A 26583-nucleotide genomic window follows, 5' to 3' on the forward strand; every position below is an offset into this window, starting at 1 on the left:
TTTTATTTATCTGATTTTAGTTGAGAAATTTGTGATACTATTGTGGCTGTTTCAGAATCAATCATTTTTAATGCATCTTGTAGTTTATTTAAAAACTTACCATCAAAATCATCAATCTTTTTATCAAAAGAGTTACCTATTTCATTTATTTCTTCTTTCATTAAATTTATATTTTTAATGACTCCACTATATAGGTTTTGTACATTTTGTACATTTATATTTGAGAGAGCCTCGTTAAGTTTTACACTGTTATCACTTAATACTTCGGCAATCATAACAGCACGAGAAAATTCAGATGAAAGTGCATTATGCGCTTTGTCTAAAGTGTTATGTTGATTATTTATATTTGATGAAAACTTTTCAAATTTTTCTATTGTTTTGTCAAAAATAGATGCTAAATCTTTCTGTTGAGATGCAATCATATCAACCCTATTGGCACTTTCTTCTAAAATTTTTGATACTTTAAGAGTGGCTTTTTGTTCTTGGTCTATAATTTGTTCAAATATATTCATTCTTTGAACAAGTGCTTTGTTTAAATTTTCAACAAAAGTGCCAGATGCAAAGGTATCAAAAACACTATTTAACTTTTCAAAGTTTTCCATACTTTTTTTGAAGTATGTTTGTTCAATTTCTTCTTTTTGCCAAAAATATTCACTTGTTGCTTCTTTTATAAGATTTGCATCTTTTTGAAAACGACTCATTCCTGTTTTCTCAAAAAATATCCACCAAATTGATAAAAATATACCATATATAGATACATAAAAAGCTGTGCCAACTCCACCTAAAAGCTTTGAAATTTCTTCTTCAAGAACCTGTGATGTTTGTGAAGAAAAATCAGGCATGGAAATTGCAATACTAATAAAAGTACCTAAAATACCTAAGGTTGGAAATATACCAGCAGCGATTGAAGAAAAATTTTCATTTCTCATTTTTTTTGATTCTTGACTTAAAAAATCTTCTAAAGAAGCATTTGCTTTTTCAATTCCAGCAATAAAAAGAAGATTTTTGTTTATGAAAACTGATAAGTTGCTTTTAACTTCATCAAAATTTTTTCTAAGTTTACACGAAGCGTAGTAAGCATTGTGTCTTACAAAAAACAGATAGATAATAAAAATAGTGCCAATCATTAAAATACTGTGTATTTCAACTCGGAAATTTATAAGCTTTAGATAACCTGCAAGAGCAAAAGCTAAGAGAAAAATAGGAATCGACAGTAACCATAAAAACCTAAAAGAACAATCCCGTCCTTTACCTAAAGTTGTTGATAATTTATTAAACTCTTCTATATTTTGCATTTATCTAAATACCTTATCACAATCTTTTTGAATAGCACCTGGTATAGTGGCAATAGTCATAAACTCCGACATTGAAAGGTTCGGATACATTATTGCTATATAGTATTTTGGTGCTAATATTTTAGCTACATTATCTTCTATCAAAATAGAATAAGGGAGAAGTTCACTATTTTGATAACCAGTTTTTTTCACAAACTTACTAGTTCTTCTTGACAGTTTTACACCAATGATTACAGAACCATTATCAAGATGATGTTCATAAATAATTTTTTTTGATTTTCGAGCTTTTTTTAGAAGTGTTTTGTTATTGCCCATTGCAACTTTTATCATATCTTGATAATGAGGCATATTTTGCATAAATTGGTATCTGCTTAGTCTTGTGAATTTCACAACATCTTTTGAGTTTTTTAAATCATTAAAAATGCTGTGTAAATCATCGAGTATTTTTTTAGTTATTTTTTCATCATAATCAGTTTGCATAAATGCTTTATGTATAAACAACGGGTTTAGTATGCTAATGAGAGAATTCTTTTTATCAATAAGGAGTCTAAGAGATCCAGAGAAACCTCTTTTCTTCGTAGAAGCCATCTTTGTCATGGCATTGTTTGTAAAAATCATGGCAACATAATTTGCTTTTTTATCAATTTGATATTCACCAAGAATTTTAAAATTAGCATTTTGCAGTTTCTCTATAAGTTCTTTTTGTGAAATAAGAGCAGTTTGTAGATAAGCACTAACTCGAGAGTTTTTTACATATCCTGATTTAACATTTTTTGTAGATATAACTTCTTCTTGTTTGTAGTAATCAGGGGGAACTCTTTTACTAGAACCAATAGCATTTGTTTTCTTAACTCTAGTGATTTGCTGAGAGCTTGCAGACACGCTTACAGAAGGAACTCTAATTTTAACCTCTGGTACTTTTGGCACATTTATAATAATTATTTTATCTTGAGATGCATATAAATTTGACAAATTTAAAAGAGATAAAAGGGATATGGACAAAACTTTAATAAAGTTTACTTTCATGAGTATTCCTGATGCTTCAGGGAGCTAGATGCTCCCTAAGTTTAAAAAAAAGTCTATTTTTTAGAAGCTTTAAATTTTTTGTACTCCTCATACTCTTTGTCGGTTAAAGAGTGAGTAGCGTCGTTAGCATTTTCAGTAGCACTTACAGTTGATTTACGAGTATCATTTGAGATAGTTTTAGTAGAATCATTGAAGTTATTTGAAGTAGCTTTCGTAGAGTCATTCAAGTTGTTTGAGGTTGTCTTTGTAGAGTCATTCAAGTTGTTTGAGGTTGTCTTTGTAGAGTCATTCAAGTTGTTTGAAGTTGTCTTTGTAGAGTCATTCAAGTTGTTTGAAGTTGTCTTCGCAGAGTCATTCAAGTTGTTTGAAGTTGTCTTCGCAGAGTCATTCAAGTTGTTTGAAGTTGTCTTTGTAGAGTCATTCAAGTTGTTTGAAGTCGTCTTTGTAGAGTCATTCAAGTTGTTTGAAGTCGTCTCTGTTGAGCTTTTAAGATCACCTGAAATAGTCTTTGTAGAGTCGTTTAAGTTATTAGAAGTAGTCTTTGTTGCATCATTTACATCATGAGAAACTGCTACAGTAGAGTCTTTAAAGTCTTTTGTAGCCATAGTTGAACTATCTTTAAAGTCACGACTTGTGTTAGAGATACTATCTTTAGAATCTTCTGCCAATTCAATAGTGCTATCACGAACATCACGACTAACACTTGTTGTTGAAACTTCTCCACTTTTTACAGTAGCAATTTCACTTGTTTTAAGATCATCAGATGCTTTTACAGCTGTATCACGAGCGTCATGTCCAAGAGAAGTAACAGTTCTTTCACCACTCTTACTTACTTCAACTCCACCATCTTTCATTGAATCAGCTGTATCACGAGCATCGTGACTCATAGTTGTAGTAGCATCTTTCATATCTTTAAACATATCACCAAAACTAAAATCACCAGCAGTAGCTGTTGAAGCTAATAAACTTAATACTATAGTACTCATCACAATTGTTTTTTTCATTTATATCCCCTTAATTTATCACTAAATATCATTGATTTTTCGCCATTGAAAATGTGATAAAAGTGTGTTATATTAAAACTATATCCCGTAAATGCTAAAGTGTAACTTAAATTCACATAATAATTTTTTTATAAATTTTATAAATTTTTCTTGAAAAACATCCATTGTATCCCAATAATAGCCGATTATAATTTATTCGCATACTATATATTTGTTCTTATAATGAATATTGAATAAGCCCTTGGTTGTGATGTTAAATGATGGCCAAGTGTGACAAAAATGTGACAAAATAAAATTTACAAATTTGCATTAAAGTGTTACAAAAGTAAATATTTTTGTTATACTCTTGTTAATAGTAATAAATTATTTTATAAAGGGTTAGGTAAGTGAAAAATATATTAACAACCTTATTGTTAAGTACAGCACTTTTTTCGAGTGTATATACAAAGCAAGACAGAATCAAAGATATGCAAGTTATGGCAGAAGCAATGACAACAATTGAAACTGGTTTTTTTTATAACAATAACGATATAGTGCAAAATGGTGCTTTATCTCTCTCAGATGCTATAAGAAGAATTAAGCCACCATTGGAAGTTAAAGAAGAAAAAGACCCAATGGCTAGATACATGAATAATAAAGTAGTTTTTAGTAATAAAATAGTAAAGACTATCGATAAAAAAGCTAAGATAATTATAGAAAGATTTGCTGTTGGTGATGTTCAAGCCGCAACGCAAGCATATACAAAAATAATGAAGCAATGTATGAGATGTCATCACGAAATTCGTCAATGGTGATGTATTGAAAAATATTTTTTTAATATCAATTATTTTATTTAGTGTGAATATTTTAGCTTTTGAATTGCCAATAACAGGAACTGTAGTCTCGTATAACCAAAAAATGGTTGGAGCAAGATATATGGGTTATATCAAAAACATATATTTTGATATTGGAGACAGGGTAGAAAGAGAGGACACTCTTTTTGAAATGGAATCTGCTGAGTTTGATATTTTAAAATCTCAAGCAGATTTAGCTCTAGAACAAGCGAATTCCATTGTGAATATGTATAAAACTCGTATGGATTCTATTAATAGAGAGCGAAAAGCTTTAAAAAAACAAGGTATGTTTAATCCTGAAGATATGCAGAACCTTGATATTACAGCAAATAATGTTTCAGCAGGACTTGCATCTGCTCAAGTTCTTGTTAAAAATGCTGCTTCAAAACTAAAACAAGTTGCAACTATAACAGGTTACCTCGAGATTAAAGCACCAAATAGTGGAATAATAGTTGAAAAAAGAATTCGTGTTGGAGATTTAGTAGCTCCTGGTATGCTTGGTATGATTATTGTAGATTTAGAGCATCTACAGATTGAGGGTGAAGTTGCAGAATCAGATTTAAAATATGTAAATAAATATCAAAAAGTAAAAATAGAAATCCCATCTATTAGTTATAGGGATACAGGTTACATTAAATCAGTAGTTCCAAGTGCAAATCCTATGGCGCACACATTTAAAATAATTATTAACTTTAAAAAAAAGAGTAATAAAATATTTCCTGGAATGTATGCGAAAATTCTCATTAAAATAGATGAAAAATATTATACAAGAGATTAAGTAAGTGTCTGAGGATTATAAAAGCAAAAATATAGCAGGACACTTAGCCGAAGCATTTTTGAATAATCCGCTAACTATGCTGTTTGCAATTTCGATTATCCTTCTTGGATATATCACCTTAAATATTGCACCAAGAGAAGAGGATCCACAAATAGAAGTAAGCGGTGGTTCAATTATTATTATGATACCAGGAGCATCTCCAAAAGCTATAACGAATGTTGTTGTAAAACCACTTGAGAGAAGGATACGAGAGATTAAAGGGGTAGAGCATATTTATGGCACTGCCATGAATAATGTCGGTATGATAAATGTACAATATTTCATAGGCGAAGATAGAGAATCCTCAAATTTAAAGCTGTATGATAAAGTAATGCAAAATATGGATACTTTACCAAAAGGCATAGGAATGCCATTGGTAAAACCTTTTGATATAGATATTGATATTCCTGTTATTACTGTTGCTTTTTATCAAAAAGACGCATCTAAACCAAGCACTTTAAAACAATATCATACAGTAAGAGAAATTCAACAAGAGATAAATGCACTAAACAATGTATCTAAAAGTACTCTAAAGGGTATGCATAAACCACAGTTTAATATACAAGTAGATATAGATAAGTTATCTTCTTATCATCTTTCTTTAGGTCAAATAGCAAGTTCTGTAAAAGCTATTGCAACAAATGCACCAAATATCAATGCTCCTACAAGTAGTAATTCTATAATTGTTTTTGGTGTTAAAAATGCAATAGAAGATATAGATGATTTGAAAGATTTAATAATTGCACAATACATGGGTTCCCCAATTTATCTTAAAAATGTTGCAAAGATTGAGTATGGTTATGATGTACAACATTTTCAAAATTCTCTTATTGCACAAAGAGATAACAACTCTTCTTTTGATAGTCCAGTTCAACAAGTTACATTAACTGTATCAAAGTTAAAAGGTACAAATGCTGTTTATGTTGCCCAAGATGTTATAGATTTACTAGATGAAAGAAGTGAGTTTTTCAATCAAGAAGGCATAGGTTATATTATTACTAGAAACTATGGAGAAAGAGCAAATGAAGCTGTTGGTGAACTTATGCATCATCTTGTAATTACTATTGGAATTATTGGTCTTATTCTTATTCCTTTTCTTGGATGGAGAGAGTCTTTAGTTGTATCTATTGCAGTTCCTATGATTTTAGCCGCAACACTTTTTATAGCTTATATGACAGATCAAACTATAAATAGAATTACACTTTTCGCATTTTTACTTAGTCTAGGGCTTATTGTAGATGATGCAATTATTGTTATTGAAAACATACATAGAAGAATGCATCTAAAAGAAACACAAGATCATAGTTTTGATCGCATCATCGTTGAAGCAACAGATGAAATAGGACCATCTACAAACATCGCTACAATAGCAATCATTTTGACGATGGTTCCTATGGGGTTTGTAGGTGGAATGATGGGTCAGTTTATGAAACCTATACCATTAAATGTTCCAGTTGCTTTAGCAGTTTCACTTTTTGTAGCTTATGTGTTTACTCCATTTTTAGCAAAGAAGATGATTAAACGCGCGAAAGGAACGCATTAATGGAAGAACTTATTTATGGCATCATAGGTTCAAAAGCTAAAAGAAAAAAAGTGATTTTATATATAGTATTGGCTTTTTTATTTTCTATAATGCTCATTCCTACAAAGTTGGTCTTGGCAAAAATGCTACCTGGGAAAAGTGCAAATACCTTTAGCATCTATGTTGATACAGCAACAAATAGCTCCTTAGAAGAAACTAGAGCTGTAGCAAACTGTGTTTTAGGGTATTTAAAAAAAGAAGAAGCTGTAAAAAATGTTGAAGTATATTTAGCTCAAGGTGCACCACTTGATTATGCAGGATTGGTTAAAGGTAGTGCTTTAAAAAGAATGAAAAATCAGGCTGAAATGGTTGTAAACCTTAGTGATAAAAATTCTCGTGATGAAGCATCATATAAAATGGTGCATAGAATTCGTCCTATAATACAAAAAGCTTGCCAAACTTTAACTAATTATAGAACCGTAAAATTTGTAGAGATGCCATCAGGTCCACCAACTTTTGCAACTTTAGAGATTAATATTTTTGGTAAAGATGATAACTTGATGCGTAGGACTGCTGAGCGAGTAGCTATGATATTAGGTAAAACTGATGGTTTAGTTGATATAGATGTTATGCAAGATGACATATATCCATATTTTGAAATCATTCCAGATAAAGAAAAAATTATAAAAAGTGGTCTTAGTGTTGATCAGGTAAATAATATTTTATATATTGCTTTTGAGGGCATGGTTGTTGCTGTTAAAAACTCTAAAAAACAACAAGATCAAATTCCGATTTTTGTTCGTCTTGATGATAAAAGTAGAGAGATAAGGTCAAATTCCAAATCAGCGATATACTTTAAACTGTCAAGATTAAAACTATTAAATCAAAGAGGCATGATGATACCCATAAGAGAGGTTATAAGTGTAAATGAGATTCCATCAAGTCCAACTATTTTTAGAAAAAATTTACAAAATTTTGTAAGCATTAGTGCAGAATGTGATTTAGTTTCTCAGCTATACCCACTTTTAGAAGCTAGGGATACTATAATAGAGAAACTATCGGATGATTTTAATGTTACAAAAGTAGACGGAATGTCAACTTACATGTTTGACTTAAATTTAGTAGAAAAAAATTCAGGTAAAAAATTGTTGCTTAGATGGGATGGAGAGATGAAAGTTTCTCTTGATACCTTTCGTGACTTAGGTGGTGCTTTTATAGCAGCTCTTATTTTAATGTTCTTACTTATGGTAATGTATTACAAGTCATTTGCCTTGAGTGGTATTATTTTATTAGCAAGTTTTTTGTCTATCATTGGAGTAATTACAGGGCATTTTATTACAGATATGATTTCACTTTTTTTTGCGGACATCAACTTTTTTTTAACAGCCACTTCACTCATTGGTTTTATCTCTTTAATGGGAATTAGTGCTAGAAGTTCATTGTTACTAATAGATTTTTCTATGGCACTTATAGAAAAAGGTGTAGAGAAAAAAAGAGCTATTGCTATCTCAACAGCAACAAGAGCGAAGCCTATTGTTATGACAGCGGTTGCAATTATTTTAGGTTCATTGTTGCTCTCAACTGACCCTATTTTTGGTGGATTAGGTGTTGCTTTGATTTTTGGCTCTATCGCTTCTACTGTGGTGTCTTTGTTCCTTGTTCCTGTTCTCATAGTAAATACTGTGGCGATTTGTCCCAAAGGAATGGATCATAGACATCATGAATGTCATGGAGGGATTGATAAACATGTGGACCCTGAAGAGATGGGGTTATAAATCAAAAAAAAGGAAAAAAAATGAATAAAAAAATAGGACTTATTTTAGTGGTATTATTAGCAATAACATCACTTAATGCAGAGGTAAAAAAAACTCTATATAAAAATGGAAAAGTAAAGTTTGAGAAAACTTATAAAAATGGAAAGTTAAACGGTAACGCAAGAGTTTATTACAAAAGTGGACGCATAAAAACAAAAACATATTTTGTAAATGGTAAGGTAGATGGAGTTACTTATGGTTACTATAAAAATGGTAGATTAAAAGCAAAAATTCCTATGAGAAAAGGTAAAATAAATGGAACTCAAAAAGAATTTTATGCAAACTCGCAGTTAAAATCTGTAAGTATGTATAAGATGGATAAATTAGTTGGACATAAGAAAATTTATTATTCAAATGGAAATATGAAAGCAAAGCTAAATTTTGATGATAATGGAAATTTTTATGGAACTCAAAAAGAATATTATAAAAATGGAAATATGAAATATAAAGTTTCTATGGATAATGGTAAAGCTAAAAAAGGTCGCATCTATGAGTTAGATGGTGAAAGTAGAAAAATGAACGAAGGTGATTTTGAAAAATTAGGATTTTAAAATAATGGAATAAGCATAATGAATGTATTATTCCCACATGAGCAAATTTGAAATACTAAAGAATACATTTGGACATGATAAATTTAGAGCTTCTCAAGAAGAGGCAATAGATGCTATCTTGTCAAAGAAAGATTTAATAACCATTTTACCAACCGGTGGTGGAAAATCTTTATGTTATCAGCTTCCATCTCTTATGATGGAGGGTGTGACTATTGTTATATCTCCCCTTATAGCTCTTATGCAAGACCAAGTGAATGCTCTTGTAAATAGTTCTATAAATGCACACATGATAAACTCCTCACAAAATTATGAAGAAATACAAGAGACAACTAAAAAGCTTTTAGCTGGTGAGATTAAACTTTTATATATCGCACCAGAGAGGTTTAGTGCAAATGGATTCGTAGAACTTTTAAAAAGAGTTAATATAAATTTTTTTGTTATTGATGAAGCTCATTGTGTTAGCGAGTGGGGGCATGAGTTTAGAGCAGACTATAGAAATCTATCTTTACTAAAGCAAACCTTTCCTTTAATTAGTATAGCTGCTTTTACAGCAACAGCCACTCATAAAGTCCAAGATGACATAGTAAAGACATTGAATCTTGAAAATCCACTACAAATTCGTGGTAAGACTCTTCGAGATAATTTAAAAATTAATGCCCAACAAAGAATTGGTAATGGACGAAATCAATTAGTAGATTTCATATCAAAGTACAATGCTCAATGTGGGATTGTTTACGCTTTTAGCAGAAAGGATGTAGAGAGCGTAGCAGGATTTTTAAAAACAAAAGGTTTTAGTGTTGGAGCCTATCACGCAGGTCTTCCAAGTAAAATACGAGATAAGGTGTATAAAGATTTTATATATGAAAAAATAGACATTGTAGTGGCTACAATTGCTTTTGGTATGGGAATAGATAAGAGTAATATTCGCTTTGTGGTTCATATGAGTATGCCTAAAACTATGGAGAACTACTATCAAGAGATAGGTCGTGCTGGTCGAGATGGAGTTAAGGCTCAAACACTTCTTTTATACACAAAATCTGATGATGTAAAGATGCGATCGTTTATAGATGATATTGACAATAATGAATATAAAGAGTTGCTATATAATAAACTTCGCAAGATGTATAGCTACTCTAATTCAAGTGAATGTAGACATAAATTGATTGCACAATATTTTGATGATGATAGTGAAAGCTGTGAAGATATTTGCGATAATTGCAAGCGAGGAGAGGTTGAAAAAATAGATATTACGCTACTTGCACAAAAATTACTATCTGGCATCTATAGATGTGATCAAAGATTTGGTTTAATACATATTGTTGATATATTAAGAGGCTCAAAAGGACAAAAGATTTTTCAGTTTAACCATGACAAACTCTCTGTTTATGGAATAGGAAGTGATACAAATAAAAATGACTGGAATGCAGTGGCTGATAGGCTTTTTGAGTTAGATGCAATGGAAATAGGGGAGTTTAGAGCTGTTAAGCTTAAAAACTTTGGTATAAAAATCTTACAAAAAAAAGTGCTAATAGAGATAGATAAACATAAAATGAATATAAAAACTACTTCTAAGAAAAAAGAGATATCAACCCCATTAAATAATGATATTTTTGAGAGCTTTAGAGCTTTAAGATTAGAAATAGCAACAAAAAATGAGATACCTGCATATATAGTTTTTTCAGATAAAACACTTATAGATTTTTCTCAAAAACTACCTCAAAATAAAGAAGAAATGTTAGAAGTAAATGGAGTGGGAGAGGTTAAGTATGAGAGATATGGGGAAGAGTTTTTAGCTCTTTGTAAAGAGATAATCTAAAGATGATATAATTCGCATATGAAAAAGATACTGATAATTAGTGATGGCGCTGTTGGCGAGCATTTTATACGAAGAGTTCTTCAAACTCATACTAGTGAAAATATTTACTATATAGTTGAATTGCGTGCAAAAGAGTATGAAGATGTAAATCCAGCAAGATTTAAATTTTATAACTTTGATCCAACAAGTTTTTCAAAACTCTCAAATCTTCTCAAAATGGAGTTTGTTCAAGTTATCATTGCCATGGATAATCAAGTTGAAATTGAAAATACTATAAAAAACATTAATTTAGTTAAAGCAAAACTTCGTGTAATTGTTTTAACACAACATAATTTAAAAAATGAAGATGCAAATGTTGTTATAGTAAACTCAAATGAAATCTTAGCATCTAGACTACTTGACTATCTTCCAAATGTTCCAGTAATTGCTCAAAATGTCGGTTTGGGTGAAGGTGAAATAATGGAAGTGCTTGTTCCATTTGGTAGTTCTTTTGTTTATAAGCATATTGGCGTTATAGAGCAGAAAAACTGGCGTATTGTTGCGATATATAGAAATAGAAAACTTATTATGCCTTCAAGAAGAAGGATGATTCAACCAAACGATCAGCTTGTTTTAGTTGGTGAACCAACAGTTTTGAAGTCAGTTTATAGAGCCATTAAGAGAGAACTTGGCGAGTTTCCAGAACCTTTTGGTTCTAATCTTTACCTATATGTAGATATGACTTTAGTTAACTTGACAACGATTGAAGAGTTAATCACAAGAGCAGTATTTGCACATAAAAAATTTAAACATGATTTAATTATAAAAGTAGTAAATCCGAGTAATATACCGATTCTTCAGTATATTAAAGACTTGAGAAATACTAATGTAATAATTGATATTGAATATGATTCAAGAGATTTAGAAGATGTTTTTCATAAAGATATAAAGTCTTATCATGTAGGACTTGTTATAGTATCAGGGGATATGTTTGCGCATGATCGTACTAGAAAGCTTCTTTATGAGTCTCATGTTCCTATTTTAAAATTATCAGATAAGCCATTTTCTAGTATCAAAGAAGCAGCTATTATTTTGGGAGATAATCGTGATTTAGAAAAGATTTCTGCTACAATATTTGATATTTCTGAGCAACTAGGTTTTAACTTGGAAATATATAACTATTTGAACGAACATCAAGAAGAAAAAGAAGAAGTTATAGAACATTATTATAGTTTGGCAACTATTTTTTCTAAAAATATTAAAGTTATAAAAGAAACGCAAAATCCCATTCGAATGCTAAAGAAAAAAGATAATTTTGTTCATATTTTACCTTTTACTCAGAAGTTAACAAAAAATAGAATTTTTTCCATTTTTTCAACTGATAGTGAAAGACTATATTATAAACTTGATAATTATCATCAAATTTTTATTCCTGTTCAATTATAAAGGCTTACTTTAGTATTTTTTATGTATTATTTAATCCTATAATTAATTAAAAATTTGGATAATAAATGCTAGTAAATATACCTCTTAAAAAAACTATAGATAACTCTTATGATATAACTATCGATACTCTTGAAAAAAAATACTTTGATACAAAAGTAGCAATAGTTACAAACGATACTGTTTCAGAGTTACATCTTAAATATCTTTTAGAAAAAATATCTGCGAAAGAACTTCATATAATTACACTCAAAGATGGAGAACAATATAAAAATCAACAAAGCATAGATGCTATACTAGATTCTATGTTTGAGCATAAGTTTAATAGGAAATCAATGTTAATAGCTTTTGGTGGAGGTGTTATTGGGGATATGACAGGTTTTGCTGCAAGTATTTATCAAAGAGGTATTGACTTTATTCAGATACCTACAACGCTTCTTTCTCAGGTAGATGCTAGTGTTGGTGGAAAAACTGGTATGAATAATTCTTACGGAAAAAATCTTGTTGGTGCTTTTCATCAACCGCGCGCGGTATATATAGACCCATATTTTTTAACAACGCTCCCATCAAGGGAATTTAGTGCTGGATTTGCTGAAATAGTTAAAATGGCGGTAACCTTTAACAAAAAATTCTTTGAGTATTTACAAATAGCTAACTTAAAAGATGAAAAAATCTTAGAAGAAGTTATAAAAAAAGCAGTTCAAACAAAAGCTAATGTAGTAGCACAAGATGAGAAAGAACATGGCATACGAGCTGCTTTAAACTATGGACATACTTTTGGTCATGTTATTGAAAATGAAACAAAATATATAGAATTTTTACATGGAGAAGCAGTAGCCATAGGTATGGTTATGGCAAATGAAATATCTGTAAAGATGGGCTTGATGACAAAAGAAGAAGCTTTAAGTATAAAAGATTTATTGCAAAAATACAAACTACCAACAAGATATAAAGTAGAAAACTCTGATGATTTTTATGAAACATTTTTTCTTGATAAAAAAAGTTCAGATGCTAAGATAACTTTTATCATTCCTGTTGGTATTGGTGGTGTTAAAATTACTAATGCAGTAGATAAAGATTTAGTTATCTCAGTTTTAAATGAATTTGGAGAAGTATGATGATAAAAATATTATCAATTTTATTACTTATTTCTTCAGTATTATTTGCAAATGAGATTACAGCCGAAGAATTAAAAGCTAATGCTGAGCTAAAAGAAAGACAAAGAGTCACAAAAGTTATAGAATATGTAAGAACTTTACAAAATCTTGAAAATGAAATATCTAAAGAGAAAGTTTGGACGAAAAGTTATGCTTCTTATATGACCTCTCTTGATGTTAGAAATTCTCTTCAAAAGATAAAAAAACGCATAAAATACCTTAAAAATAAAGCTAAAAAAAATCTAAGTCAGCAAGATGAACTAAATGCGTTGATTTCAAAAGAGAGAATTTTAGCTTCTCAAATAGAAAAACTAAAAAAGAAAAATACAGCACCATTTTCAAAGATAATTACTCCTCCAAGTATTGAAGATAGACCAAGCATATCAAACCCTTTTGATATTTTTGCAGGAATTTCACTTAAAAAAACACTTACTTCAGGTTACAATGATTATATAAAAAGAAAAGATGAATTAACAGATTTAATAATTATTTTAGAAAAAGAAAAAATGATTTATAACGAACTCACTTCAATAGATGTTGATAATAAATATGATATAGATTCAAGTAAAAAGACTAAACAACTAGAACGCTTTAAAACTGCACTTGATACCATGAGTGTTACAGCAGAAGTTTATCAAAAAAGATTAGAAATTTTAGAGATAAATATCAACAAAGATATAGAAGTTCAAGTTATAAAACTTGGCAAGATAGGAGTTGTTATTCTTATCGTATTTTTTGTATTTTTTATTTTAAGACTTTTTGTTAAAAAATATATAACAGACAATGAACGCTTTTATATGGCAAATAAGTTTATTACTTTTATAAATGTAACTATTATTATTTTGATTTTATTTTTTAACTATATAGAAAATGTCAGTTATTTAGTAACTATTTTAGGTTTTGCATCTGCTGGTATCGCTATTGCGATGAAAGATTGGTTTATGAGTATTTTAGGTTGGCTTGTAATTGTTATAGGCGGTAGCATTCATGTTGGAGATAGAATTAGAGTTGATATGGATGGTATGAAATATGTTGGTGATGTGATGGATATTTCATTACTTCGTATGACAATTTTAGAAGATATTACGCTAACGGCAATTATGAAAAACAGGAGAGCAGGAAGAATAATCTTCGTGCCAAATAATTTTGTTTTTACTCGTATGATAGCTAACTATACTCACTCTTCACTAAAAACTGTTTGGGATGGTGTTCATCTAACTATCACTTTTGATTCAAATCATAAAAAAGCGATGCATTTAGCTAAAGAAATAGTTAAAAAGTATTCTAAAGGTTATACCGATATTACAAGAAAACAATTAAATAAACTTAGAAATCAATATAGTCTTAAAAATACAAATGTAGAGCCTAGAATTTTTTCTTTTATAGAGCCAAATGGTATATCTATTGATTCTTGGTATTTAACAAATGCTTACGCTACTTTGACTTTAAGAAGTGTTATTTCTGTTGAGATTGTAGATGCTTTTAACGCAGCGGATGATATAACCATCGCATACCCTACTCAAAAACTACATATTCAAAGTGAGCCAAAGCAACCTCCTTTTAATACTAACGAGATTCTATGAAGAAAGTCTACTTCAAGACTTTTGGATGCAGAACAAACCTCTATGATTCGCAAGTGATGATGGGTGCTTTAAAAGAGCATGAAATCACACAAAATGAAGCCGAAGCCGATACCATAGTTATAAACTCTTGTACGGTTACAAATGGGGCAGACACTCATGTTCGCTCATATATTTCTCATATAGAAAAAACTGCAAGTGCCAAAATACTTTTAACAGGTTGTGGAGCACATACAAAGGGGGAGAGTCTCTTAGCATCTGGGAGAGTTCATGGTGTTTTTGGTCAAAGTGAAAAACTTAAAATAGATTCTTTACTTTCAGAAGAAAAACCTTTTTATGATGCTGGAGATTTAAATCATATAGATGAAGCAGTAGTTGATGATTTTGTGGGTAAAAGTAGAGCTTTTATAAAAATACAAGAGGGTTGTGATTTTAGATGCTCTTATTGTATTATCCCTTTTGTTCGCGGGAGTGCGAGAAGCATGAATGAGAGCAAAATTTTAGAACAGATTACTAGATTAGCCCTTAATGGATTTGGTGAGTTTATTTTAACTGGAACAAATGTTGGTAGTTATGGAAAAAAAACAGATAGTTCTATGGCTAAATTAATGAAAAAAATATCAAAAATTCGAGGGGTAAGACGCATAAGGCTAGGAAGTGTAGAACCCATTCAAATAGATGATGAGTTTAAAGAGCTTCTTGATGAACCGTGGCTTGAAAAGCATTTGCATATTGCTCTTCAGCATACTTCTCCGCAGATGCTTCGTCTTATGAATAGAAGAAATGTTTATAAACAAGATAAAGAACTTTTTGATATCTTAGCTTCTAAAGATTTTGCAATTGGAACCGATTTTATAATAGGTCACCCAGGTGAGAGTGAGGATATTTGGACGGAAGCTATGCAAAATGTTCATAATTTACCCCTTACGCATCTTCATGCTTTTTCTTATTCTAAAAGAGACGGTACAGCATCTGCAACAATGAAGTTAGATGTTAATGGTAAACTTGCTAAAGAGCGTTTGCATGAGTTAGAAGATATCGTTAAGAGTAAAAATTTAGAATTTAGAAAAGCTTTTAATGGTGAGTTAGAAGTTTTAATAGAAAGTAAAAAAGATTCATTTTTTATAGGGTACGATCAACATTTTAACAAAATTTTAGTTGAATCAAATGAAGACCTGCTAGGAAATTGGATAAATATTAAAAATTATGAAAGAAGAGAGGGATTTAACTATGCCAAGTTCTAATACAAACAGAATTCTATTATATGTTTCAGCTTTTTTCATTATAGCTTTAATTCTTTTCGCACTATTAAGAGATATCGCATCTGAGATAACACTCAAAGATGCGCAAAAAATACTAGAAAATAGAACAGTTACTCAGGTAACAGTTGCTAAAGAATTTGTATATTTAAAAACAGATAGCAATTTTTACAAAATAGCTTCTTCACAAGTTACTCCAAAAATGTTTATAGATTATAAAGTAAAAGTAGATACTGGAGCAAATATCCTTATTTATTTTCTTTTTGGAGTTTTATTTTTAGGAATTGGAACTATTATTCTTAGATGGTGGCAAAAAAGAGAACCTCTTATCGAAGGTGGTGGAGTTAGACAGAGCGTTAAAAATGATTTAAATGATGCTTCTCCTATTGAAGCGATAAAAAGTGATGTTAAGTTTAGCGATATCGGTGGAATAAGTGATGTTAAAATGGAACTTGAAGAGATCATAGATTTCATGAAAAATCCAAAAAAATATAAAAATTTTGGAGCTAGAATGCCAAAAGGTGTACTCTTGGTTGGTCCTCCTGGAGTTGGTAAGACTATGATTGCTAAAGCTGTTGCTCATGAGGCAGGAGTTCCATTTTACTATCAAAGTGGTGCTTCTTTTGTTCAAATATATGTAGGCATGGGTGCAAAAAGAGTTCATGAACTCTTTGAGGCTGCAAAAAATAATTCTCCTTCTATTATATTTATAGATGAGATAGATGCTGTTGGAAAAGAGAGAGATGGTACTAGAAATGATGAAAGAGAAGCAACGCTAAACCAACTTCTAACAGAAATGGATGGCTTTGAAAGTAAAAATGGCGTTATTGTTGTTGCAGCTACAAATAAAATAGATATCCTAGACTCTGCTCTTCTTCGTGCAGGTAGATTTGATAGAAGAGTATTTGTTGAGCTTCCTACAAAAAGAGAACGCTCTTGTATTTTAAGTAAATATATTAAAGAAGTTCCACATGATTTAGATGTAGATGCCATATCAAATATGACAGTTGGTTTTAATGGAGCTTCTTTAGCTGCTCTAGTAAATGAAGCTGCACTTTTAGCTTTAAGACAAAATGATTTTCAAGTTAATATTGAGCATTTTCATCAAGTAAAAGATAAAGTTATGTTTGGCAAGAAAAAGTTACAAATGCTAAGTGAGAAGCAAAAAGCATTTCGTGTTACTTATCAAGCTGCAAAAGTAATATGTGCTACTTATTTTGACTTACCTTTTGAAAAATTAATGCTTTCAAATGAAAAACTTACGCCAACTACTGATGAACCACTAATTCAACATGAGTTAGAATCAAGAATTAAAATGCTTTTAGCTGGAATAGTAGCTTGTTCATTAAAGTATGGAGAACATGCTAGTAGTGCTAAGATAGATTTAGATGAAGCAAAAGAGTTAATATCAAAAATGCTTCAAGAGTATGGCATGGGTAATAGTTTAATATCTAATGGTGATGATAAACTGACTCTAATGAATAAGCTATACGATGAAACGAAAATCTTCATAGAGTCAATGAGTGTCGCTATGAATGCGGTTGAAGCTGTTTTAAGTGAAAGAGAAAGCATAAGTAAAATAGATGTAAAAAAAGAGATAGATGCAATTCTTTAGCGGTTTTTCTATCTCAAAAGAAGAGTATCTTTTAGAAGATTTTTTAAATACTTCAGCATATACTATTTCAGGTTTTTCGTATGGGGCAATAAAAGCATTTCAAGAAGCAAAAAAGAAGTTGGCATCTAGGCAAAGAGTAGATACTTTACAGCTTTTATCTCCTGCATTTTTTCAATCAAAAGATGAAAAATTTAAAAGACTTCAAAAGAGAGCATACTCTAAAAATAAGATAATATATTTAAAGCAGTTTTTAAACTCTTGTTTTGAGCCTTATGAAAAAAAAATAGTACAAAATAGAGTTAGTAATTTAGAAGAACTTGATGAGTTGCTTTTTTATATATGGAGTCTCGATGAGTTGAAAAAACTCCAAGAGCAGGGTGTTAAGATAGAAGTTTATTTAGGCGGTAAAGATAGTATAGTAGATGCTCTTAGTGCAAAAGAGTTTTTTTTAGAAGTGGCAACGGTTACATATATTAAAGATGCAAATCATTTTTTACAGACTACATAACAAATTAATAAACGGAGATATTTATGAGTAAAATAAAAATAGGCGTTATTACTGCTAGTGATAGAGCTAGTAAAGGAATATATGAAGATATTTCAGGTGTTGCAATTCAAGATACAATGAAAGATTATTTAAAAAGTGAATTTGAGATAATTTATAGATGCATTCCAGATGAGCAATATGTGATTGAGCATACAATCAAAGAGTTATGTGATGAAGAAGCTTGTTGTTTAGTTGTAACAACAGGTGGAACAGGACCAGCTTTAAGAGATGTAACTCCAGAAGCAACTGAGAATGTGTGTGAGAAGATGATGCCAGGTTTTGGTGAGCTTATGCGTCAAGTTAGTTTAAAGTATGTTCCTACAGCTATTCTTTCAAGACAGACAGCAGGAATCAGAGGGAAATCTTTAATTATTAACCTCCCTGGAAAACCAAAGTCTATTCGTGAATGTTTAGATGCTGTGTTTCCAGCAGTTCCATACTGCATAGACTTAATTGAAGGTCCATTTTTAGAGGTAAAAGAAGATGTTATAAATGTTTTTAGACCAAAGGCTAAGTAAGTTAAATACTTAGTCTTATCCCAACAGGACAGTGGTCAGAGCCTTCAATATAGTCTAAAATAAATGCATCTTCTAGGTTTTCTGCCAAATCTTCACTAATGAAAAAGTAATCTATCCTCCAACCTACATTTTTAAGTCTAGCGCCAGAGCGATAAGACCACCAGCTATATCTATCAATCTCATCATCATTTACATATCTAAAAGTATCTATATAGCCATGTTCTAAGAGCTTATCTATCCATGCTCTTTCTATTGGTAAAAAACCTGATGTTTTAGAGTTTGATTTTGGATTTTTTAGGTCAATCTCTTTGTGTGCTGTGTTTACATCACCGCAAATAATAATTGATTTTCCTTTATCTTTTAGCTTTTCGCAGTAATCTAAAAAGTCATTATAAAACTTCATTTTATATGCAAGTCTAGTTTCATCTTTTTGACCATTTGGAAAGTAGACATTGAAAAGAACTATATCATCGTAGTGAGTTTCTACTATTCTGCCTTCTGTTAAAGTATCTATATTTGTACAGGTAGAATTATAGTTGCTTTGTAAAGTACTCCAAGTCATAGTCCCACTGTAACCCTTTTTAGTCGCAGAATTTACTATAATTTCTTGATATTTTTTATCAAACAGTTCTTGCGGTATTTGCTCTTCTAGGGCTTTTATCTCTTGGAGACATAAAATATCAGGTTGTCTTTCATCTACCCATTTTAGAGCTTCTTTGTTACCAATAGCACGAATACCATTAACATTCCATGAAATTATTTCTATTGAGTTTGACATAATATGTAGCCTTGAAATTTTTATATGAATTCCCAAGTATAGAACTTGGGAACTAGTCGGAGTTTTTTATTAGATAAAATTCACTTCACTTATATGATGTTCAAGACCAAGTTCACTTGTTTCACAACCAAGTGCAAGACCTATCATTTGTTGCATATGAAGAACAGGAAGATTTAAGTCACGACCTACTGCATCTCCAGAGTGTTTCATTTGAGTATCAAGTTTAAGATGACATAATGGACACGGAGTTACCATCCAGTCAGCATTTCCATCTGTCGCACCAGCTATAGCAGTTCCTGCTAAGATAGAAGCAGTTTTAGGAGCTTGAAGTTCAACATGAAAACCACAACATTTATTTTTTTGCTCATAATCTACAGTATGACCACCACAAGCGATGATTAAATCATCTAGTGAAGTAGGGTTGTAAGGATTTTCAGGAGTTTTATGAGTTTTGTTTTGAAGCTCAGATGGACGAATATTGTGACAGCCATAAAAAGGAGCAATGTTAAACTGACTAAGAGGTTTAACTACCATCTCTTTGATTTTATCAAGACCAATATCATCTATGATAGCATATAGAAAATGAGTAACAGCAGAAGTGCCTTTATACTCTAAGCCAACTTCCCCAAGTTTTTCATTTACTCTTGCTTTTAAATCTTCATTATTATCTAAACGATGTTTTGTCATTGCAGTATTTAATTGACAAGTATTACAGATTGTCACCATTGTAAGTTCATGTTTTTCTGCATAAGCAATATTTCTTGCATTTAAAACTAGAGATAAAAAGTCATCATAATCTTGTAAATGTGAAGCTCCACAACATGATGCTTCCGTAAGTTCAACTAGCTCTATATTTAATTTTTTAGCAACCGCTAAAGTTGACATCATTTGCTCTGGAGTACTCTGTTTAGCTGTGCATCCTGTAAAAAGTGCATATTTTAGTTTTTTCATATTTTTACCCCTAGAACTTTGATGTTGATGATGATTTTACAAGTTTTTGAATTTCATCAAGGTTATCAGATTTTGGCACAGCCCAAGGCATAACAATTTTACCTTTTTTGTACATTTTCATAGCAACAGGAACATGTTTAATAACACCTGGACCTTCAGAGTAAAGAACTAACTCTCCTTCATCTAGAACACCGCGTTTTTTGATAGAGTGCATAAATCCAACCGCATGGCGAGTAGCCACATTTGAAGTTGCAACACCTTCTCTAAAGAGCATGTGGTGAAGTTTAGTTATTTTATCAATAGGGTTAACATCTTTTGGACAAACTTCAGCACACTCATAGCATTTTACACAGTCCCAAAGACCTTGTTTCTCTTTATGTAGCTCTTCAAGTCTTTTAACATGAGTATCATCTCGCACATCTGCCTCAAATCTATAAGCTTTAGCAAAAGCGGCAGGACCAAAAAAGTCTTCATTAACTTCAACAACTGGACAAGCATAGTGACATGCTCCACATTGAATACACAGATCTGCTTCATTTAATTCTTCCGCTTCTTCTGGCGTTACTAAGTGTTCATGCTCTGGATGTTCATCAACATCAGAGATAAGGTATGGATGCACGGAGTCATGTTTTTCCCAGAAATCACCCTTATCTATAATCATATCTTTTATAGCTCTTTTGATACTCAGCGGTTCAATAGTAAGTTCATTACCAAAAAACTCTATCATAGTACTCATGCTTTCTTTACATGCAAGAGTAGCTCGACCATTTACTTTTATGGAACATGCGCCACAAATACCATGACGACAGCTACGACGATATGAAAAACTACCATCGTGGTCCCATTTAATTCTGTTTAGTATATCTAGTACAACTTCCTCAGAAGTCACTTCCATTGTATAATTTTCATAATATGGAAGGTAATCTTCATCAGCATTAAAACGAAATACTCTGAAGTTTACTTGTTGTGTAGTTATTTTATTGATACTCATAAGTTCTCCTTAGTATGTTCTTTCTTGTAGTTCATGTTTTCCAAGTTTAACATCCATATATTCAAGTTTAATTTCACCATTTTTATCCATATAGGCCATTGTGTGTTTTAAGAAATTTTCATCATCACGACTCTCAAAATCTTCTCTATAATGAGCACCACGACTCTCTTTTCTTGCAAGAGCACTCTCAACTATAAAAGCACTGTAATCAATCATGTGACCTAATTCTATTGCTTCTTGAAGTTCTGTATTGAAAACTTTTGACTTATCTTTGATGCGAATATTTTTATATTTTTGACGAATCTCTTTAATCTTTTTTATTGCAGTATCAAGAAGTTTTTTAGTTCTAAATGCACCAACATTATCTGTCATACATTGTTGAAGTTCTTTTCTTAACTCTGGAACATTCTCTTTTCCATTATTGTTTAGTACAAAGTCAATTTCATTTATTGCAGTTTGTGCATCTGCTTGTGTTGCAGGACGAAGCTCAATAGATTCTATTTCTTTAACCATTGTTTTTCCAACAAAACGACCAAAAAGAAGAGCTTCTAAAACAGAGTTTGCACCGAGACGATTTGCCCCATGAACTGAAACACAGGAACACTCACCAGCAGCATAAAAACCTTCTATGAGTTCATCATTGTTCAGACGAACATTACCATCTATATTTACAGGGATACCGCCCATGGAGTAGTGCGCAGTTGCAGAAATTAAAATAGGGTCTTTTATCATGTCGAGACCTAAGAAAGTCATCGCCAAATCACGAAGTTCAGGAAGTTTTTCCATTATTAACTCTTCACCTAGATGAGTTACATCTATATAAACAGCATCTTTTTTTGCTCCAACTCCACGACCTTCTCTAATCTCATTTAAAATAGCACGACTTACAACGTCTCTAGATGCTAACTCCATTGCATTAGGCGCATACTTGCTCATAAACCTCTCACCAAGAGAATTTAGAAGATAACCACCTTCTCCTCTAGCTGCTTCAGAGATTAAAACGCCATTTCCAGATAATCCAGAAGGATGAAATTGTACAAATTCCATATCCTCTAATGGAAGACCATGTCTTGCAACTATTGAAAGGCCATCACCTGTGTTTGCATGTGCATTTGAGTTGACTTTATATGAACGAGCATATCCACCCGTAGCAAACATTATAGATTTTGCATTAAAAATTACAACTTGCATATCTCTAATGTTAAAGGCAACTATACCACTTGCCTTTCCATCTTTATAGATTAAATCAGCAACATACCATTCATCCCAAAACTTAACACCAACACGATGCGCTTGTTCATATATAGTTTGTAGTAGAGTTAAACCTGTTCTGTCTTTTGCAAAACATGCTCTTGGGGAACTTTGTCCACCGAAAGGTCTTTGTGCAATTTTTCCATCAGGAGTACGGCTGAACGCTGCACCCATTCTTTCTATCCATCTGATAGTTTGCGGAGCTTTTTGACACATAAACTCAACAGCATCTTGATCTGCTAAATAATCAGAACCTTTTACTGTGTCAAATTCATGCAATTCAACGCTGTCTTCATCACTAAATGCTGCATTAACACCACCTTGAGCTGCACCTGAATGACTTCTAAGTGGGTGTAGCTTCGTAATAACAGCAACATTTTTTCCTGCTTTTTGTAATTGTCTAGCTGCAGCACAACCTGCTAAGCCAGCACCAACAATTATTGCATCGTAAGTATAAATAGGAATACTCATTAGCTTTCCTTCGATTAAAGATATTAAATAAGGATGATTATATCTTTAGATGCCTTTGTATATGATAAACATTAGATTTGAAATAAGGAACTTTCATATTGTTACTTCATGAAACATTTATTAATGAGCCAGAAGCAATAAAGTTACTTTTAGTAACCATTCTTATAGTTCATGTTCTGCTAAATCTCGTATTTGTGAAATTAAATTAGTACCAGTTTTTTTCGCATATAGTAAGACTTCCTTAGCCTGCTTTAATGCTTCATTCAGGTTCTGATTGTTTGGTTTGATGATAAAACCACCAGAAACTGTAATTATTATTGGACCGCCACCTGGTGCTTTGAATTTAATCTCTGAAATACTTTGTCTTATAATATCAACATCTTTAAAAGATCGTTCTTTAGATCCTCTGGATAAAATAATTGTAAATTGATTGTAGTCAGTTCTAGCAATAACATCTGTTGCTTGTTCATGTAAAGACATAGTAAAAGCAATTTTTTTAAGAATAGCTTGAGTAAACTCTTGACTAAATGTTCTTTTTTGTTTTGAAAAATTATCTATCTCAATTATTGTTACTGAAGTGAAATTACTGTCTTTGAGACCTTTTTTATTACTATAAGAGCTCAACATTCCTTTATGGTTATTTATTTGAGTAACAGGGTCTAGCATTGCAGGGTTGTCTGTTGAAACAGGCTTTCTATTCATTCTCAGTCGTATAGCATCTGCTTCTTGTGAAAATATAACATACTCTTTTTTACTTTTATCTATTGCATATAGATATAGAATATCTTTATAGATAGCGTTTAGTCTTTTCTTATACCAAAACATAGATGACACACCAATCAGAAAAGTAAATATAGCTAGGTATTGAATGAAAATGAATTTTTTTTCATCATAAAGTATATTTTGAAAAATTATATAATCTAGATGAGCATTAACAGCATATAGAGCATTTTGTAAATCTTTACTTTTTTTTCTTTTATTTTTTAAATTTTTAATATAATATTTATGAGCAATGTCATTAAAGTTTATAGTAAGTTTAGTTAATTTATCTAAGTCTAATATGTATTCAGCTTGATTATCTAATATATATTTTCCGCTATAATCGTATTTGTTTAAACTACGAAGTTTATCAACTTCATAATGAAGTTTAGTACTTTTGCCATTAAATTGAATAAGAGCTAGTTCAATGTCTGCTTTTTGTAGGTTTGCTAGAGAATTAATTATTTTTTTTTGATTTTTAATATTGTTGATTTTAGAATAAGAGTTATTTTGTTCCAGAATCAATAGAGTTAATATTGTTATGCTTAAGCTTATTAAAATCAAAGACATTGATAGATTTGCGAATATTTGTTTGATAGAATGTTTCATGTTTGTCTTCCTAAAATGATATAATTATGAGTATTTTATATTTATAGCCTTTAATTCTTACTTAAGGCAGACATAAAGAAGTTAATTGTAATGAAAGAAAGTTATTTTATAGCCCAATTTGATAATAAACATATAGGTGATGATGGTGCATTAATAGATAATAAAGTGTATTCAAAAGATGCTTTTTTTCAAAATGTACACTTTAAAGCACAATGGATGAATCACTATCAAATAGCAACAAAAGCGATGATGATTAATATCTCAGATGCTATTGCGATGAATGCTCAGCCAAAGTATGCACTCTTAAGTGTAGCAATGCCAAAAAGCATTACAAAAGAGCAGATGCGAGAGTTGGCATCTGGTTTTAAAGATGTTGCATCTTTGCATGATATCGAGATTATAGGTGGCGACACTATAAGTAATTCAAAACTTGATATTACTATTACAATAGTTTCTGAGGTAGAAAAACCTCTTTTAAGAGTAGGAATGAGAAATAAACATCTACTAGCATTTACTGGAGACTTAGGTAGAAGTAAAAAAGATTTAAAGCGTCTTTTTAATTTGGGAATATTACATAAAAATTCTAAATTTTTAAATATAAAACTTAGAGGAAAATTTATTAATGCTTCTCAAAGATTTTTAAGTAGCGGTATGGATATATCAGATGGCTTATTTAGTGATTTAGGTAAGCTTTCACAAATAAATAAATTAGGGTATATTTTTAATAGTAAATTATCAAATGAAATTGCTTGTAGTGGTGAAGAATATGAGATGTTGATATCTTTTGATATGAGACATAAAAAAACATTGATAAGACGCGCACAGCAAACTAGGACACCACTTAATATTTTTGCACAAGCCTCAAGAGTTAAATATAGTGTAAAATGTAAAGAACATCATTTTTAAAAGGTAAACAAATTGGATAAATTTTATTCGCTAGAACATTCTAGTATAGATTTTCATTTTAAGCAGAGTCCTCGAGATTTTGTAGTAGAAGAGATTCCTCTTTATGAGTTTTCAGGAGAAGGAGAGCACCTTATTTTATTTGTAAGAAAGAAAAATCTTACTACCTCTGAGCTTATTGGAATATTGGCAAGATTTCTAGGAATCAAAAATAGAGATATTGGTTATGCTGGTTTAAAAGATAAGCATGCAATGACAAAACAATACATTTCTATACATAAGCAGCACGAAGAAAAGTTAGAAACTTTTGAGCATGAAAATATTAAAATAGTTTCTAAAACTTACCACAATAATAAGATAAGAATAGGGCATCTAAAAGGAAATAGGTTTTATATAAAAATAAAAAAAGTAAATCCAACTAGCGCAGTTAAAATAGATGAAGCACTTAAAAATATAGCTAAATTTGGTATGCCAAACTTTTTTGGTTTTCAAAGATTTGGTAATGATGGAGATAATCATATAATAGGTGAGAAGCTTGCTAAAGGTCAGGCAAAAGAAAGAAATCCTAGAGTAAAAAAGCTTCTTATAAATGCTTATCAGAGTCATCTTTTTAATTTATGGCTTAGCAGAAGGTTGGAGATAAATAGACTTATAAATTGTTTTGAAGTATCAGAGCTTGAGTCTGTTTTAAATATGCCAAACGAAGAAGTAACAAAATTAAAAGCACAAATACACCCTTTTAAATTAATAAATGGTGATATTATGGAACATTATCCGCATGGAAGACTTTTTGATTTTGAAGCGAATGAAGAAGACTTGCAAAGATTTAACGATAGAGGTATATCAATCACAGGGCTTTTGTGTGGAAAAAAAGTTAAAATATCATCTGGTATATCTAGAACAATTGAAAAAGATTTTGATGATGAAATAAATGCAGATGGTGCAAGAAGATATGCTTGGGTTTTTCCAGAGAATATAGAAGGAAGATATAAGCCAATAGAAGCTCAATATGAAATGAATTTTACTCTTCCAAAAGGCTCATACGCAACAGTTTTAATAGAAGAAATAGCTAAAAGAAAAATAATTTAAAAGGT

23 protein-coding genes are annotated in these 26583 nt (G+C 31.0%); 15 read left to right on the forward strand and 8 right to left on the reverse strand.

The features are described 5' to 3' along the window. Positions 1-2: 2 nt before the first annotated feature. Genes MOV42_RS06580 through MOV42_RS06590 form a run of 3 tightly spaced genes read right to left on the reverse strand, consistent with a single transcriptional unit; the run spans position 3 to position 3325 of the window. On the reverse strand, positions 3-1295 hold the full coding sequence (locus MOV42_RS06580) for a MotA/TolQ/ExbB proton channel family protein (RefSeq protein WP_324172982.1): 1293 nt from the start codon (positions 1293-1295) through the stop codon (positions 3-5). Further along, positions 1296-2321, reverse strand: a complete 1026-nt coding sequence (locus tag MOV42_RS06585) for a hypothetical protein (RefSeq protein ID WP_324172983.1) — start codon at positions 2319-2321, stop codon at positions 1296-1298. Between the two features lie 53 nt (positions 2322-2374). Next, a complete protein-coding gene (locus MOV42_RS06590) occupies positions 2375-3325 on the reverse strand; it encodes a hypothetical protein (RefSeq protein WP_324172984.1) in 951 nt (316 codons plus the stop codon). A 386-nt stretch (positions 3326-3711) separates the two neighbouring features. On the opposite strand from MOV42_RS06590, the gene MOV42_RS06595 reads away from it, so the two are divergent. The 13 genes from MOV42_RS06595 (at position 3712) to mog (ending at position 18776) form a co-directional block, all read left to right on the forward strand. After that, a complete protein-coding gene (locus MOV42_RS06595; protein ID WP_324172985.1) occupies positions 3712-4119 on the forward strand; it encodes a cytochrome C in 408 nt (135 codons plus the stop codon). Between the two features lie 4 nt (positions 4120-4123). Beyond that, on the forward strand, positions 4124-4936 hold the full coding sequence (locus MOV42_RS06600; RefSeq protein ID WP_324172986.1) for an efflux RND transporter periplasmic adaptor subunit: 813 nt from the start codon (positions 4124-4126) through the stop codon (positions 4934-4936). A 4-nt stretch (positions 4937-4940) separates the two neighbouring features. Then, positions 4941-6518 carry an efflux RND transporter permease subunit gene (locus MOV42_RS06605; protein ID WP_324172987.1) on the forward strand — a complete coding sequence of 526 codons (1578 nt, stop codon included), beginning with the start codon at positions 4941-4943 and terminating at the stop codon, positions 6516-6518. Then, positions 6518-8272, forward strand: coding sequence for an efflux RND transporter permease subunit (locus tag MOV42_RS06610; protein WP_324172988.1), 1755 nt, complete (start codon positions 6518-6520; stop codon positions 8270-8272). Before MOV42_RS06605 ends, MOV42_RS06610 begins: the two co-directional genes overlap by 1 nt. Before the next feature lie 20 nt (positions 8273-8292). Then, on the forward strand, positions 8293-8862 hold the full coding sequence (locus MOV42_RS06615) for a toxin-antitoxin system YwqK family antitoxin (protein WP_324172989.1): 570 nt from the start codon (positions 8293-8295) through the stop codon (positions 8860-8862). Between the two features lie 37 nt (positions 8863-8899). Then, entirely contained in the window at positions 8900-10678 is a 1779-nt protein-coding gene (recQ, locus tag MOV42_RS06620; RefSeq protein WP_324172990.1) for a DNA helicase RecQ, read from the forward strand. A gap of 18 nt (positions 10679-10696) precedes the next feature. After that, complete coding sequence (locus MOV42_RS06625; protein ID WP_324172991.1) at positions 10697-12103, forward strand: COG3400 family protein; 1407 nt, start codon at positions 10697-10699, stop codon at positions 12101-12103. Between the two features lie 65 nt (positions 12104-12168). Then, positions 12169-13218 carry a 3-dehydroquinate synthase gene (gene aroB, locus MOV42_RS06630; protein WP_324172992.1) on the forward strand — a complete coding sequence of 350 codons (1050 nt, stop codon included), beginning with the start codon at positions 12169-12171 and terminating at the stop codon, positions 13216-13218. Beyond that, complete coding sequence (locus MOV42_RS06635; protein WP_324172993.1) at positions 13215-14840, forward strand: mechanosensitive ion channel family protein; 1626 nt, start codon at positions 13215-13217, stop codon at positions 14838-14840. Before aroB ends, MOV42_RS06635 begins: the two co-directional genes overlap by 4 nt. Further along, positions 14837-16081, forward strand: coding sequence for a tRNA (N(6)-L-threonylcarbamoyladenosine(37)-C(2))-methylthiotransferase MtaB (gene mtaB / locus MOV42_RS06640; RefSeq protein WP_324172994.1), 1245 nt, complete (start codon positions 14837-14839; stop codon positions 16079-16081). Before MOV42_RS06635 ends, mtaB begins: the two co-directional genes overlap by 4 nt. Beyond that, complete coding sequence (locus MOV42_RS06645; protein WP_324172995.1) at positions 16068-17711, forward strand: AAA family ATPase; 1644 nt, start codon at positions 16068-16070, stop codon at positions 17709-17711. Before mtaB ends, MOV42_RS06645 begins: the two co-directional genes overlap by 14 nt. Continuing rightward, positions 17698-18219 carry a pimelyl-ACP methyl ester esterase BioV gene (bioV, locus tag MOV42_RS06650; protein WP_324170410.1) on the forward strand — a complete coding sequence of 174 codons (522 nt, stop codon included), beginning with the start codon at positions 17698-17700 and terminating at the stop codon, positions 18217-18219. The genes MOV42_RS06645 and bioV overlap by 14 nt, the downstream gene beginning before the upstream one ends. A gap of 23 nt (positions 18220-18242) precedes the next feature. Then, positions 18243-18776, forward strand: a complete 534-nt coding sequence (mog, locus tag MOV42_RS06655) for a molybdopterin adenylyltransferase (RefSeq protein ID WP_324170411.1) — start codon at positions 18243-18245, stop codon at positions 18774-18776. Between the two features lies 1 nt (position 18777). Here the strand turns inward: mog and MOV42_RS06660 are convergent, their stop codons facing one another. From MOV42_RS06660 to MOV42_RS06680, 5 genes are all read right to left on the reverse strand, one after another. After that, positions 18778-19554: an exodeoxyribonuclease III gene (locus MOV42_RS06660; protein ID WP_324170412.1), complete on the reverse strand. Its 777-nt coding sequence runs from the start codon at positions 19552-19554 to the stop codon at positions 18778-18780. 69 nt (positions 19555-19623) lie between these two features. Continuing rightward, a complete protein-coding gene (locus MOV42_RS06665; RefSeq protein ID WP_324170413.1) occupies positions 19624-20505 on the reverse strand; it encodes a CoB--CoM heterodisulfide reductase iron-sulfur subunit B family protein in 882 nt (293 codons plus the stop codon). 10 nt (positions 20506-20515) lie between these two features. Then, positions 20516-21496 (reverse strand): succinate dehydrogenase iron-sulfur subunit, encoded by a 981-nt coding sequence (locus tag MOV42_RS06670; protein ID WP_324170414.1) that lies wholly within the window; start codon positions 21494-21496, stop codon positions 20516-20518. 9 nt (positions 21497-21505) lie between these two features. Then, on the reverse strand, positions 21506-23218 hold the full coding sequence (gene sdhA / locus MOV42_RS06675) for a succinate dehydrogenase flavoprotein subunit (protein ID WP_324170415.1): 1713 nt from the start codon (positions 23216-23218) through the stop codon (positions 21506-21508). Between the two features lie 162 nt (positions 23219-23380). Next, complete coding sequence (locus MOV42_RS06680) at positions 23381-24586, reverse strand: diguanylate cyclase domain-containing protein (RefSeq protein WP_324170416.1); 1206 nt, start codon at positions 24584-24586, stop codon at positions 23381-23383. Between the two features lie 90 nt (positions 24587-24676). Here MOV42_RS06680 and MOV42_RS06685 point away from each other — a divergent pair, with 90 nt between their 5' ends. Beyond that, positions 24677-25492: a thiamine-phosphate kinase gene (locus tag MOV42_RS06685; protein ID WP_324170417.1), complete on the forward strand. Its 816-nt coding sequence runs from the start codon at positions 24677-24679 to the stop codon at positions 25490-25492. Between the two features lie 12 nt (positions 25493-25504). Beyond that, on the forward strand, positions 25505-26578 hold the full coding sequence (gene truD / locus MOV42_RS06690; protein WP_324170418.1) for a tRNA pseudouridine(13) synthase TruD: 1074 nt from the start codon (positions 25505-25507) through the stop codon (positions 26576-26578). Positions 26579-26583 lie beyond the last annotated feature (5 nt).

It is taken from the genome of Sulfurimonas sp., assembly GCF_029027405.1.
In the GTDB taxonomy this organism is placed as follows: Bacteria; Campylobacterota; Campylobacteria; order Campylobacterales; family Sulfurimonadaceae; genus Sulfurimonas.